The organism is Noviherbaspirillum sp. ST9, assembly GCF_048799745.1.
Lineage (GTDB): Bacteria > Pseudomonadota > Gammaproteobacteria > Burkholderiales > Burkholderiaceae_D > Noviherbaspirillum.
This window is the reverse complement of record NZ_JBLWFR010000005.1, coordinates 364,129-377,464: the sequence shown is the minus strand read 5'-3', so window position 1 is coordinate 377,464 and position 13,336 is coordinate 364,129. Positions and strand designations below refer to the sequence as shown.

General features: G+C 60.4%; 16 protein-coding genes. 4 read left to right on the top strand and 12 right to left on the bottom strand.

Annotated elements, in window-relative coordinates; translation table 11 throughout:
- Positions 1–14 precede the first annotated feature (14 nt).
- From ACNOHI_RS13740 to ACNOHI_RS13695, 10 genes are all read right to left on the bottom strand, one after another.
- Positions 15–587, bottom strand: a complete 573-nt coding sequence (locus tag ACNOHI_RS13740) for a TraV family lipoprotein (RefSeq protein WP_420475236.1) — start codon at positions 585–587, stop codon at positions 15–17.
- Entirely contained in the window at positions 584–1,426 is an 843-nt protein-coding gene (locus ACNOHI_RS13735; protein ID WP_420475235.1) for a DsbC family protein, read from the bottom strand. The genes ACNOHI_RS13740 and ACNOHI_RS13735 overlap by 4 nt, the downstream gene beginning before the upstream one ends.
- The gene (locus ACNOHI_RS13730) at positions 1,413–2,765 is read right to left on the bottom strand and encodes a TraB/VirB10 family protein (protein WP_420475234.1); all 1,353 of its coding nucleotides are present in this window, start codon (positions 2,763–2,765) and stop codon (positions 1,413–1,415) included. Before ACNOHI_RS13730 ends, ACNOHI_RS13735 begins: the two co-directional genes overlap by 14 nt.
- A gap of 2 nt (positions 2,766–2,767) precedes the next feature.
- On the bottom strand, positions 2,768–3,574 hold the full coding sequence (locus ACNOHI_RS13725) for a type-F conjugative transfer system secretin TraK (protein ID WP_420475233.1): 807 nt from the start codon (positions 3,572–3,574) through the stop codon (positions 2,768–2,770).
- Positions 3,571–4,128, bottom strand: a complete 558-nt coding sequence (gene traE / locus ACNOHI_RS13720) for a type IV conjugative transfer system protein TraE (protein WP_420475232.1) — start codon at positions 4,126–4,128, stop codon at positions 3,571–3,573. The genes ACNOHI_RS13725 and traE overlap by 4 nt, the downstream gene beginning before the upstream one ends.
- 18 nt (positions 4,129–4,146) lie before the next feature.
- Positions 4,147–4,446, bottom strand: coding sequence for a type IV conjugative transfer system protein TraL (gene traL / locus ACNOHI_RS13715; RefSeq protein WP_420475231.1), 300 nt, complete (start codon positions 4,444–4,446; stop codon positions 4,147–4,149).
- 33 nt (positions 4,447–4,479) lie between these two features.
- Positions 4,480–4,836, bottom strand: a complete 357-nt coding sequence (locus ACNOHI_RS13710; protein ID WP_420475230.1) for a hypothetical protein — start codon at positions 4,834–4,836, stop codon at positions 4,480–4,482.
- Positions 4,837–4,907: 71 nt separating this feature from the next.
- Entirely contained in the window at positions 4,908–5,612 is a 705-nt protein-coding gene (locus ACNOHI_RS13705; RefSeq protein WP_420475229.1) for an OmpA family protein, read from the bottom strand.
- The gene (locus ACNOHI_RS13700; protein WP_420475228.1) at positions 5,609–6,157 is read right to left on the bottom strand and encodes a lytic transglycosylase domain-containing protein; all 549 of its coding nucleotides are present in this window, start codon (positions 6,155–6,157) and stop codon (positions 5,609–5,611) included. Before ACNOHI_RS13700 ends, ACNOHI_RS13705 begins: the two co-directional genes overlap by 4 nt.
- A 190-nt stretch (positions 6,158–6,347) precedes the next feature.
- On the bottom strand, positions 6,348–6,860 hold the full coding sequence (locus tag ACNOHI_RS13695) for a hypothetical protein (protein ID WP_420475227.1): 513 nt from the start codon (positions 6,858–6,860) through the stop codon (positions 6,348–6,350).
- A 383-nt stretch (positions 6,861–7,243) separates the two neighbouring features.
- On the opposite strand from ACNOHI_RS13695, the gene ACNOHI_RS13690 reads away from it, so the two are divergent.
- From ACNOHI_RS13690 to ACNOHI_RS13675, 4 genes are all read left to right on the top strand, one after another.
- The gene (locus ACNOHI_RS13690; protein ID WP_420475226.1) at positions 7,244–8,500 is read left to right on the top strand and encodes a nucleotidyltransferase; all 1,257 of its coding nucleotides are present in this window, start codon (positions 7,244–7,246) and stop codon (positions 8,498–8,500) included.
- Between the two features lie 59 nt (positions 8,501–8,559).
- Positions 8,560–8,976: a hypothetical protein gene (locus ACNOHI_RS13685; RefSeq protein WP_420475225.1), complete on the top strand. Its 417-nt coding sequence runs from the start codon at positions 8,560–8,562 to the stop codon at positions 8,974–8,976.
- A gap of 103 nt (positions 8,977–9,079) precedes the next feature.
- Positions 9,080–9,856: a hypothetical protein gene (locus ACNOHI_RS13680; RefSeq protein WP_420475224.1), complete on the top strand. Its 777-nt coding sequence runs from the start codon at positions 9,080–9,082 to the stop codon at positions 9,854–9,856.
- A 5-nt stretch (positions 9,857–9,861) separates the two neighbouring features.
- The gene (locus ACNOHI_RS13675) at positions 9,862–10,746 is read left to right on the top strand and encodes an SMODS domain-containing nucleotidyltransferase (protein WP_420475223.1); all 885 of its coding nucleotides are present in this window, start codon (positions 9,862–9,864) and stop codon (positions 10,744–10,746) included.
- A 73-nt stretch (positions 10,747–10,819) separates the two neighbouring features.
- Here ACNOHI_RS13675 and ACNOHI_RS13670 read toward each other — a convergent pair whose 3' ends face one another.
- Positions 10,820–11,437 (bottom strand): DUF4400 domain-containing protein, encoded by a 618-nt coding sequence (locus ACNOHI_RS13670; RefSeq protein WP_420475222.1) that lies wholly within the window; start codon positions 11,435–11,437, stop codon positions 10,820–10,822.
- Complete coding sequence (gene traD / locus ACNOHI_RS13665; RefSeq protein ID WP_420475221.1) at positions 11,434–13,335, bottom strand: conjugative transfer system coupling protein TraD; 1,902 nt, start codon at positions 13,333–13,335, stop codon at positions 11,434–11,436. Before traD ends, ACNOHI_RS13670 begins: the two co-directional genes overlap by 4 nt.
- Between the last annotated feature and the right edge of the window lies 1 nt (position 13,336).

The window sequence follows — 13,336 nt, the reverse complement described above, 5'->3', positions numbered from 1 at the left end:
CCTGGGTTTTGCGGCTACTGGCTGTTGTCGTCGGACGGTTCGCTCACACCCGACGGCGGTCTGGCGGGAGCGCTCGATCGGTCGCCTGCGCCGGGGACGTGGGTATCGTCCGGCCTGGCTGGTGCGGGACGGGGTAGCGTGGACGACCGTGGCGGCCGGATCGGGGCATGGGCATCGCGGATTCGCTGTTGCACGTGGTCGATCAGCCAGCGCCCGCTATCGATCTGTACATACACAAAACCCTGGTCGTACAGGTCGTGATCGGCGTCTTCCCACGGCTTGAACCACAGTCGCAGCACGCGCGCCTGGGCGCGCAGCGGCGCAGCGGCGACAGCCGATACGGACGCACTTGGGGTAGCCGCATGCGCGGTCGAGGCACGCTCAGCCGGAGCGTGCTGGCGCTGGCTCGGCAGATTATTGCGGGCCGCATTGGCATAGATGCCCGAGACCGAATCACACCGTACGCCCTGCGGCGCCCTGCAGCTGTACTCGGCACTACCGCCCAGGCCGCTGACGTTGGCGCAGGCCGCCAGCAGGCATACGGTCATCACGACGGCGCCGCGGGCCGGATGGATGGAAAAGTTCATGGCAAAACCTCCTGTGCGCCGGCGGCATCCGGTCCATGGGGGCGCGCCGCTGCGAGGCGGGATTCGATGTCAGCGGCGTTGGTCGCACCATCGGTGCGTGTGCCGTCGGCATAGAACAGGGTGGGGGTGCCGCGCACGTTCATCCGCTGGGCCAGCGCGAGATTGCGCTCAAGCGGATGGGGGCAATTGGCGGCCGACTGGGACGATGCGTCCATGACGAGCATGCTGCGGTCGCCATCGACCATGTAACGGCGCCAAACTTGCTGGCGATCCTGCGCACACCAGATCGCGGCCGGCAGCGCGACGCCCTGGAACGGCACCAGAAACGTATGGATGGTCACGTTGTCGAGTTTGACGAGCTCGGATTCCAGCCGCTTGCAATAGGGGCATGCCGGATCGCTGAACACCACCAGGGAGCGGCTGCCGTCGCCGCGCACGGTCTGGATCGCGTCCGCCAACGGTAGCTGCGCAAGGACAATCGCGGGCGTCTGGTCGAAATGACCTTCCTGCTGTGCCAATCCCGTTCGCAGGCGTTCTGCTTGCGCGAGCTTCGGTGCAGTCAGGTCGGTCATCGTCGCGGTATCGAACACCCGCCCGAAGACCAGGTAGCGCAGACTCCTTCTGGAGACGAGCGCCATGTTCGCCCCCATCCAGGCTTCGTAGATGTCGGGGATCGGCGTGCGCGACACGCTGGTGAATTGCGTGCCGGGGTGGGCCTTGCGCAGCGCGGATAGCAATTGATGCTCGTCGCGCGTGGCGCTGGAGGCGGCCGTGGCAGCGCAGGCAACGCCGGCGAGGGCAAGCGCGACAGCCGCTTTCATACGGTCAGTAGTCTTCATCGTTGCTTCCTTTCAGGTGACGTTCCTCCTGCGCCCGCTGCGCCAGCGGGGCATTTGACGGTGGGCGGGATGCGGTGGGAGGCGGCGCGTCGATGCGCACGCCCTTGGTGATGACGACATCGACTTCGCGCCCGGCATCGATTTCGACGACCGGAAAGGTTTGCTCGGCGAGCTTGATGTAGTACTGCGCCAGCCGGTCCAGCGCGCGGCCCACGCCGCTGCCCAGCCCGGTGCGGTAGGCATCGCTGCCGGAAGCGCTGGCGATGGTGCCGAGTGCCGAGGTGCTGTAGCTGGTGGCGGAGGTTGACAGGCCCTGGCCGATGCCGCTGGCGATCCCGGCAAGCAGCGCATTGGCCAGCATCTGTCCTTGTTTGGTCACCAGACGCCCGCGCATGCCGACCTTGCCGTCTTCACCGTACACGCTGCCCTGGATCTTGACTTCGAGCGTGGAGCCGTCCTCGCGCACGCAGGACAGGTTTTCGGTGCGCAGGTAGGCGCGTTCGGAACCGATGTCGCCGTAGCCGGCGGCAATCACGAAACACTCGCGGTATTCGCCGCGGAACCGGTTGGGCAATACGGCGTTGTCGGAAAGCCGGATCAGCACCGGATGCGGATTGGACTGCGACTGCCCGCCGGTCGGTGCGTCCAGGCCTCCTAGCAATACGCCGCGCGTGAAACTGACCGGCAGATAGGTGCCGATCGTGTCGGCACGACTGCCGCTGTCCTCTCTTGTACTGGTGGACGCGGGCTGCCTGGTGCTACTCGACTGCGCGATCGAGACATGCACCAGCCCGGCAGGCGTGATCTCGCTACGATCAGGCGGCATGCCGGCAGGCATTGACTGTGCGGGCCGCACTGGTGGCGCAGGCAATTGTGCCGCCGGCGGGTACGCCGTCGGCGAGGGAACCGGTGGTGCAGGCGGCGGTGGCGCCGGCGTGGCAGGTGGCGCCTTGGCACTTGCTGTCAGTCGCTGCTCCAGCTCGCCGAAGCGCTGCATGGTCTTGTCTTCGAACTCTTTGCGTTCCCGGTTGAAGCGGGTCTGCTCTTCGCGCTCGTGCTCGTACTGGGCGAGCTTGCGCCCGGCCGTACCTACCCAATGGTCGACCGGATTGACTTGCTGTCCGGGAGTCATCATGCCGATATTGGTGGGGACGGCGGCGCTGCCGGAGGCGGGCGACTGCGGTGGATGGGTGGCGTTCTTGCCGCCGGTGAACGCGAACACTGCCCATAATGCGCCGACCCCGCATGCCATGATCGCAACCAGCGCGGCATACTGGCGCTGCTTCGGCGTCAGACGATCGACCGCGCCGCCTAGCTTCGATGTGTCAAATGCAGCCATGGTCAGCTCCCCAGTCGGATCACGTACACGCTGGTGCTTTCGCCCGGACGCAGGTTCAGGTTTTCGATGGCGACGCCGACGACGCCGCCGTCCGCCCGGTCGAATTCCTGCTCGGCCAGGACCAGCGTCTGGTCGCTGACATTGGTCAGCAAATACTTCTCGCCCACCAGGCCGCGCGCTTCCACGATTCGCATCAGGGCGAATTTGGCCTCGTTCCAGAGCGGGACCGGGCGATTGACTTCCTCAACCCGCATATCGGCGGCGGTGCGGTCGGACGCTACGGCCACCAGCAACGCTTTCATCGCGCGGATATGGTTGGCGGATTGTCCGAGTGGTCCGGTATGCGCTGGCGACATGCCGGATGCGGACGGTCGCGTGCTGCGGTCGCGAATGACGATGGTGTCGGACGGCGTGTCGGAACGTCGCAGCAGCAGCGTGTACGTGGCGTTCGCTGTGGAAATGAACAGGTTGACCGGCTTGGTCGACGTACCAACCGGACGGACGTAGATTTCCCCCTTGTCGCGGTCGCATTCCAGCATGATTTCGCCGGACGGATTGACGGCGGCCGTCGCGGCTGGCGTGCCGGCGGTAACCGTTGCGACGGGCGGTGCCGCACAGTTGCTGGAATAGAGATTGCCGAACACATCCGTAATCGGCGCATTTTCGATGCGGATGCGCGTCGGTTCCTTGATCGAGGCCACTGCTTCGACGCTGACGCCGTCGCGTGCGTCGATAATCTGCAGGGCAGGGGCGGGCATGCTGGCGAACGCGAACACCATCGCCGGCAGCGGCAAAAGCCATGGCTTCATTGCGTAATCTCCTTGAAAGCATTCAGATGCAGTCGGCCGCCGACGTAATGGAATTCGGCGCGGTAGGTTTTGGTCTCGGTCGCCGTGTCCTGGCCATTGACCTGCGTGCGCAGGCGCCCGCGGATGGTGACGCTCTGCCTGTCTTCGTCCGGCACCAACTGCTGCGGCAGGAAAAAGGTGCTGGCGTTGATGCGGCGGATCCGTTCCGACTCGATCTCCTGGCGCGTCTTCATCGCGCCATGCTGGTCCGGCGCGACGTAATTGAGCAGGATGTCTTTCTTCCAGTCGATCGATGCTGGCGATACGTCCAGGATCAGCCAGGCGATGAAGGCGCCCATCTGCTCCAGGTAAGCGCTACTGGCACGGTCTCTGGTGACCCAGAAGCTCTTGTCAATCGATGGCGGAACGACAATCGTGCGTTCCATGCCGACCAGATTGAGGATGATCACCAGACAGACAAGCTGCGCCACGATCAGGCCGCCCACCGTCAGGCCCAAACCGCGGTTGCGCTTGCGCATCTCCTTCAAGTCGGTATCAAGTTTGGCGAAGTCCATGGCGGATTCCTGGTGGGTTCAGCCGACCATGCGGCGCAGGTGCGAGGGAGGCGTCACGCGCATGGCGGTAATCGGATTGGTCGGCAGGCACCAGTAGATCCAGTGCATGGCAAAAGCAGGATGCTTGTCTGCCTTGATGCGCGCGAGCCAGCGGGAAAGCAGGATGCCGATCGCCATGCAGACGGCGAACGACACCTTGGAACCGGCCATGTAGCCGACAAAAAAGCAGAACAGCACCGGCGTGGCGACGTCGATGTCCCAGAATCCAAGCTTCCACTGGTCATCGAGGCGACGGGGAATGTAGGTTTCGGTCTGCATGGCGTTCTCCCGCTGGGTGCCGACGATCGACGCTCAAATGACCGCGCCCATGATCGCGCCCGCGATCACCAGGCCGACTGCCGCGAAGATCGCCAGGCCGACGTAGAACAGCACCGGCCCGAAATTGCGCAAAGCCGACAGCGAGATCAAGGCGACGACGAAGCCGACGAACCCGACCAGCGCCTTGATGCCCGGACCGAGCGCCGATATCTGGGTCAGTGCGGACGTCATGGGTCCGGTAATGCCGGTAAAGGCCACCAGATCCAGCGCATGGCTCGGGAAAGCGGCACACAGGCCGATCACGAGCAGTGCGAGCAGCGACGCAGCGGCCAGCGGCTTGCGGTTCAAAATACGGATCATTGTGGTGGAAATGAGCGGTGCGGTATGCATGAGTTTCTCCAATAAAGTCGAAGGACAAGACGTCTGCGGCGGGAAGCGGCGAGCAGGTGAGAAAGAAAACGTCATGGCGCCACCTGCTCGGGAACGCGGAAGACGATCTCGACACGGCGGTTCTGCCGTCGGCCTTCCGGCGTGTCGTTGGATGCGATGAAGCAACACCTACCCTGCGCATTGAGCGTCAGGACGCGGCCACGCGACGCAAGCCGGGCACGCAGGTAGTGGTGAACGGTGCGGGCACGTGCGCGTGCCAAGGCCTGGTTGGCATTGTTGGTGCCGACGTTATCGGTGCGGCCGATGATGGCAATGCGGTCGGCACGGTGGGCGAAAACAATGGCTTGATTGAGCACAGCTTTGTCGGCTGCCGTGAGACTGGCGCTGCCGGAATCGAAATGCACGGTGAAGCTTGTGGGCTGATCTTTAGCGGGCGCGGCAGTGGCCTCGGGTTGAACGGGCGGGCCGGCCAATCGAGTTTCGCCGGTCACCTGAGTCGGTGCGTTATCGGTTGCCGGCGTGGCGGTGGCGTCGGGCCGCGCTACCGCCAGCGTTTTGCGGGTAACGGCAGGACATGCCGGCTCGGCGCAAAGCGCAAACGAGGCATCCCGTCCGAAATCGAGTTGCGTGATTTTCTGGAGAGGGGCGCGTTGGCGCATGCGAGCGGCGCTGACACTTTCATCATGCGATCGCGGCAAACTGCATGACATGACGAGCAGGCCGACGCCGGCGGTGACGCACAACACGCAGACGAGCCGTAGTGCGTCGCGCATCATGGCGTCACCCGTACGGAAAGGATAGGGGCCTGCAGCGGACGCGATGTTGCCCGTGAGTGCGTACCGTTCGTCGAGGTAGCTTGCCCGCGCACCGTCTGTTGGGAAGGAAGCTGCCGGTAGACCCGCCATGCATACCTGGCGCGCGCGGTCCGGCAGGCGTCCCCCTTGAGCTGGCTGCAGGCGGCGTTGTACGCACCGACCGCATCCCAGCTTGCGCCATGGCGATAAAAGCGGTGCGCCAGCAACCAGGCACCGACATGGATGCTGGTGCAGGGATCGTATAGATCGGGTTCGTGGATGCCGTACCGCGCCAGCGTGCGCAGGTTCGAGCTGTTAATCTGCATCAATCCGATGTCATAGGAGCCGGTACGCGTGACGTGGGAACGATTGACTGCTTGGGGATTCAACCCCGATTCGACGCGGGCAATGGCATACAGCAGCTCGGCAGGCACGCTATAACGTTGGGCGGCTTGTTCCCAGCAGGCGAACGCACACGCGGGCGCACTGAGCAGAAAAAGCAATCCGGCAGATGGATAACGTCGCATCGCTCACCCCAATGAAGTCGGCGCACCGCGCGGCATGCGCGGGCATCCGTGTCGAGACCGGGTCTCCGGTCATGGTCGGCTACGGGTAAGCCCTGGCGACGAAGGCCCAGGCGCGGTGGTACGGCAACGGGTGAATCAGCGGGTAAGGGTGACGCGCACCCCTTTTACAAGCTCGATTGTTGAATCGTATTCAACTGGACCGCGATGCTTCATTTCGTCGGGAAATGCGTTCGGCCAGGTTGACGCGCGCCTGCCGCAGCACTTTCATACCCGTGGAATCGGTCTGACGGCTCAGCGCCACACAGGCGGTCGTGAACTGGTCAAGTTGAAACCGCGGATGCGGATGCATATTTGACGGCGACTGCTGTAGTGCCACCAGAAGTTCGTACTGCGGCAGCCACATGGACTCACGGCGATGCGGATGGCGGGGCATACGCAATACCAGCGTCGTGCCAAGGAATTCAAAGATGCGTTCAACCGCATTCCCTTCCATGAAAACCAGCGAAACACAGGCACTGATCAGGTCCGGAAGGCGAAACGTCGGCGCGACGTTCTGTTCACTCTTCAGCAACGCGTACAGCCACTCGTGTTCCTCGATCCATAGCCGGGTTTCGATGGTGGCGCCGGTGTGTTCGGGCGAATGGATGTGGGCTGCCAACGGTATGTCATGTTGCTCGGTCAAGACGGTGGATTGTGTCGGCATTTTCTTCCTTCAGTCTGTGTGCAGCGGATGTAGGAAGATTAACGATCAGCCGGTCGGAAGTCTGCGAGGAATAGGCGGCTTTATGGCTGGTATTTGTGATTAGCCTTTAAATCAGTTGCAGAACTGATATGGGATTGCAGATTGGGGAGAAACTATTTGGCAGTCGTATTTCCTGAGCACTAAATTTTACTTGTATATCCATACAGCGCCATATATAGTGTTTCAATCGATTTATTCGCTATATATGGTTTCTTTCAATAGGTTTCTGATATGAAATGTGTATCTCGGTAACCAAGTGAGAAAAACGTAACTGCGCCGGACTTCAGGTTCGGGTTCGGGGCGGCGCTTGTATAACAATTCGTGCCCGAATTACATCCCCGCGTATGAAACGAGACCCAATCCCTCTGCCGATGTGGTCGCAAGTCTCCGACCGCTCGTCGGCCTATTTTTTCCAGCTTGTGGAGATCATTGGCCGTCACCACGCGCCAACGGAAACGCAACTGGAAGCACTGGAGTCTTCTTACCGCAGCACCGGCGAGTTTTTGTCGGAATGCGACGAGTTTAATGGCGTGCTTCTGCAGGTTCACGCGCATGGCTCACGCCAACTGGGCACGCTCATCCGTCCGATGGATGACGCCCGCGAGGGCTTCGATATCGATCTGATTGCGCGGCTGGACCGATCCGCAATGACGAAGTACCGCGGCGATAATGGCCCCATGCTGCTCCTGAATCAGCTGCATAAGGCATTGACCCGGTATGCGGAACAGCATCGTTTGCGCATTCAACGATGGGAGCGGTGCATTACGCTGGAATATGCGGGCGGCATGTGTGCAGACATTGCGCCGGTGATTGACGACCCGCTATGGTCAGTGCCTTACGGCGAAACGCACGGAAGAGTGCCTGATCGTGCGCTGCGCAGTTACGAGCCTACCAATCCGCGCGGGTATGCGAAGCACTTCAATATGGCGGCATCGATCTCCCCGGTCTTTACCGTTCAGGAGCGTATTGTCGATGCATGTGAATCTCTGACCAAAGCGGACATAACGCCGTTGCCGGACGCGCAGCAGGTTTTTGAACGCTTGCTTTGCCGTTTGGTGCAACTGCTCAAACTTCATCGCAATGTGGCCTTCGGCGGTGTCGGCAGGAATACGGGTATGGCGCCTACGTCGATATTCATCACGACGCTTGCCGCAGCCGCATATGCGGTCGAGGCGCCGAAGCCACACACGAGCCCACTGGCTCTGCTGCTGGATATCGTCGAGACCATGCCCCGGCATTTCACGCGAGTATCCGGAACCGACGGTGTAGAAGAATGGGTTTTGCCGAATCCATCGGCACCGCATGACAACCTTGCAAGCGGGATGAACGCCTGTGAACGTCAATCCGCGTTTACATGGTGGCATCAACGCCTCTCTGCCGATCTGCAAAATATTCTCGATAGGATTGAGTGTCGCGCGGGTGCGGACGAGATTCTGAAGCTGGTCGAAGCAGCGTTCGGCCAACGTGCTGCGCGCGCCATTCAGCAGGATCAGCTGCAGCGATATAACGCGAGCCGGCAAGCAGGCAAGATCGTGATTGCGACGTCGATTGCGACGCCAGTCACGGTCAACGCGCGCCCACACACATTTTTCGGGGGCTGATGATGGAATACGGCCCTGCGCCCATTCCCAACCTAGCACAACGCGCATTGGAACTAGGCATGTTGGATCTGCCTGGGGCAGGCATTACATTTCATTCAGGTCGGGAACTGCAGTACCGGTTCGCCATTGCGCCAAGCGCATGTTCGCGATTATATGAATGCCTGTTGCGAATCAAACCGGATGCACGCAAGCCGGAAATGTTCGTTCTCTCGCCCGACCTTAAAACGCTCGCCGGCGGACAGCCGATACCCCACATCTATCCGCATGACGGACCTGGGATAAAACTTTGCCTGTGGTGGCCAAAACAACGTGATTGGAAACCACAAATGAAACTGACAGAGACTTATATCCCCTGGGCTGCAGAATGGCTTTGGTATTTCGAGGATTGGCTCGGTACCAGTGTCTGGTCAGGCGGGGGCGAACATCCGGACATAAGGAAAAGGCTTCGAAAATCCCAACGACGACCATCGCAGTGAAAGCGGTTGACATCTATCGGTCGACATCTTGATCAGAATGTCCATCAATAACGATGGGCGCACCCGCACCCTCCAAGAGTAGTAAGGAACAATAAATAGGGCCATGGCACATCAACAAACCAAAGTCGATCCTATTCGAGAAAAGTATTTTGGTCCATTGGAAACCGCAGAAAAATGGTCCGATGGCTTGTTTTACGTGACGGCGATATTGTCGGTTGCGGCATTGCTTGTCGAGGAAAGCACATACCCGCGTATCAACGCAGGCATTCAAGTAATTTTTGTGATCGCGGTGATCGCATCTTTCGCGCTCGGTCAGGCGATAAGCCTCTACCTGGCGCCGCGTGCCCAAGACAGGCGTACGCAAGATTTTTTCTCCGCTGCCTATCAGGTGCCCCTCAGCCACGAGCAAACAACCGCCTATTACAACAATGACCAAGCAGACCCATTGAAAAAGGTTGGTGCCCAACTATTGGAAAACAGTTTGTTCAGCAAAGAGATTGCCCGCGCCATGGTGATGACGAGCCGGTGGCAAACTGCCATATATGCAGTCGTTTGGATCGTCGCGCTCCTGAACCGCAATGCCAGCCTTGCGCTTGCCGCAACCGTTGCGCAGGTGCTTTTCAGCGAGCAGATCCTGTCACGTTGGATCCGGTTAGAGTGGCTAAAAATCCGTTTTGAAAAGACGTATAGCGACCTGTACCGCCTTTTCCAGGCAAAACCAAAGGCGGATAAATTCAATGCGATGGCCTTGGATAGCTTTACGACATATGAAACCGCAAAGGCCATTGGCGGAATCACGCTTTCCTCGACGATTTTTGAACGCTTGAATCCCCAACTCTCCCTGGAATGGGAGCAGATTAAGCGCACGTTGGGAATATAGGCAACATGCGCATTCCTTTGGCTTTTGGCCGCCTTCTTTATCAGTTGGAACCGACTGCGGGTAGCATCGGCAATGGAAAACTCCACGCTTCTTCCATTAAGCGGCGTCTGACCAGTTCGTTTGAGCTGAAGAATTCGTTTTTTATCGGAAGCGCAATGCGTGAAACGGCAATCCGCGGATACAGCGATGTCGATCTGTTCACGGTATTCCCGCGGCATGTTTTGAAGTGGGGAGACGGCTGGATTTCATCGGATACGCTGGTGCGCAATGTCAGGAATGATTTGAATGAGCGATTCCCGGCAACCGAAGTACGGCGAGATGCACAGGCAATCGTCGTCCAGTTTGGCCGTGGATCCGAGCCGGTTGATGTTGTACCGGCAGTATTCCACGCATTCAAAACAGAGCATCGCGTACCCGTTTTTCTTATACCTGACGGTAATGGCGGCTGGTTGGAAACAGCGCCGGCTGCCCATAACAACTATATCAAGGCCGCGAATGCAAAAAGTGGTGGCAAACTGCGTAAGACGATTCAACTCCTAAAGCACTGGCGCAATGCGCGCTCGCCGGCCATACCGCTTTCCTCGATTCACCTTGAGCTTTTACTGGCAAACAGTGGCCTCTGCGTTGGCCCCAAGGGATATGCTGCTTGCGTGTTTGAAGCCTTCGACTTGCTGCGCAGTCGGGAATGCCGTGGCTTGCGCGATCCCGTGGGATTGGCCGGCACGCTCTACGCGGTGAAAACAGAGGCGCAAGCGACGCGGCTCGTCGATGCAGTGGAACATGCATGGTCACATGCCGCCAAAGCGCTTGTTGCAGAACACGAGAAGGACTGGCGAGAGGCATTGCGCCAATGGAATATTGTGTTTAATGGCGAATTTCCTGTGCGCTGAAGTCCGCGACAGGAAGTTGGCAAATTATTTTTAGGTCGGGAATGCTGTTCGGCACATGGGGCGATATGCGAATTTAATCGCGACGATGAAAATCGGCGAGTGCCCGGCAGGCGAACACGCTGATCGCGACCGGTGCGGCCGACAACATTAGCGGATGCAGCGTTATGGGCAGTACGAGTGCCAGCACCGCCGCGCAGGCAGTCATGATAGCGGCGCAGATATGCAAGGCAAACACTTCCGGATTGTGCTGCACGAACTCCTTGGACTTGACGATGCGCAGCAGGTAGCCATCGAACAAGGCCGCCAGCATGAACACCAGCAGTACCGGCAGCCACTCGACCAATACGGATAAGCGGTAGGCCGCCAGCGCAAGGAGGGTATCGATCGAGCGGAAATAGGGATTGTTGAACAGCCGGTGGTTGGCTTCGGCAATCTGCTTTGCCACCGCCACATCTATCGGACCGGGAGCATCGGCTGCGGAGGCCACCAGGCTGGCCTGTGTTGCCGTCGTCTGCCAATCAAGCATGCGCGCCAGGATGCGCATGGCATGATCGTGTCCCCAGAAAGCGGTCGTCAACGCATGCTCGATACGCAATTGCTCAATAAAGTGCTGCGGCGGATACGCGGACGGAAGGTACAACACCAGAATGAGCAGCGCCAGCAGCGACGTAGTTGTGACAGCGCGGATCATGGTTGCGCTCCCGACGCCCGGTTTTCGTGATCGGGATTGAGGATCGGGAAGCGTCCCTTGATGATTCGCCCGCCGGACACCGAGGCGAAATACTGCAGGTTCGGCAGCTTGCCGAGGATATCGGCCGGGATCAGTTCTTCCATGCTTTCGGTCAATTGCGACGAGTAGGCGGAGGTAAAGTCGCCCAGATGCGCATCCGACGCATTGTTCAGGCCCACACGCAGCGTGTGGATTGCGGTTTTGCCGAAGGTCTCGACGATGAAATCTTGCGTCGGCCGATCCTTGGAGCGCAGCGCGATCAGGTTGTTGAGGTTGCCTAGTGCCATGCGCGCGGCATCTTCGCTGCCAAGCCGCTTGGCCAGGTCAGCCAGCGTTTGCATCGCGCAGGTGGTGAAGATGCCGCCTTCTGCGCCCTTGTTCAGGATCTCGATCAGTGGCTGGTTGATCACGTTCGACACTTCGTCGACGAACAGCGCAATGCGCCGGTAGCCGCCCAGGTTGTAGCGCATGCCGGCGCGCGCGGCCAGGTCCGCCAGCGCCAGCGCGCCGATCGCGGACGCCACCGATGGATCGGGCAGCGAGTCGAGGCATATGTAGAGCACATGGCCGCCGCGCTCGATCTTTTCGAAATTCATGATGGCCCGCACGTCGCCGCCATCGAACGGGTCGGGCGACAGGCTCAGGCCCAAGTCGCCGGACGTCAGCATCGACAGGATCGGCAGCAGGTTGGCGGTGATTTTCTGGTAATGCTCGCGGTTGTGCCGGAACGTCCGCACCTGCGAATCGATCACCTTGTTGCGCAAGCTCTGCGGCACATGGTGCTCGTAGAACGCGACGAAGGCGAGCAGTTCGGTGCTGGCGGCTTCCGACGGACGCTTGAGGTTGCCGCGCTGCGCGTCGCTCAGCAACTTCTTCATGTCTGGCTGGTCGCGCCAGGCCGGGCCGAGGCGCGCATCGAAGAAGCGGCGCAACGACGCTTCCAGCACCGGTTCGATGCCGCCCTCGATATATTTGGTCAGCTTCATCAGGTTCGGCCGCTGTTCCAGGTCGACCAAGCCTTGTACGACGACATTGACCGCATCCCAGCCGAACGCGGAGAACGCGCCGGCGGTGTCCGGCGGCATGATCGATTGGATGCGCGATGCGATCTCGGTCGGCTTTTGCCAGTTGAAGGTGAAGTCCAGCCGCACGCCCGTTTCCGGAAAAGCCGGATGAAACTCCAGGAAGGTGTCCGGCTCGCGGTAGTCGGCGCAGGCACGGGTCACGGCGCGTTTCAGGCGCCGGCTGTTCTTGGGATCGATGACCACCACCACATCGCCACGGCGCACCGCTTGCGTGATCAGATTAGCGAGCGCGACGCCCTTGCCGGACTGGGTCGTGCCTACCAGCAGCGTGCCGCCCTCGAAATTCTGCAGCGGGCGATACAGTGCATGCTCGCGCGGCTCGACCCCGTGGATGTAGGGCAGGCCGATCTCGCTGTCCGGCTGCGGGGCGACGTCATAGCCCAGCCAGCGGAGCAGGCCGGGTGTCACCGCATAGTCGCGATAATTGACCTTGGCCAGCTCGTACAGGCGCTGCGAATGGACCGGCAGCCATTCGAAACCGAACCCCAGAAAAACCTGTTCAGGTCGCATGCACCGCTTGTTCAGTTCTCGGGTGCTGATGACTTGCATCGCGCGACCGGACAGCGACGCGCGCACGATCAGAATCCGCAACGCCTGGTGCAAGCGCAGCAGCGCCATCCACAGGCACAACAGCGCCAACGGGGCAGTAAAGTGCCACGGCAAGGCATTGCGCATGGCGACGGTGACGAGCGCGATCAAAGCAGCGAGCCACGCGGCACTGGCGTAGCCTTCGTACGCGCGGCGCCAGGGCATCTCGTACTTGCGTATCAACATG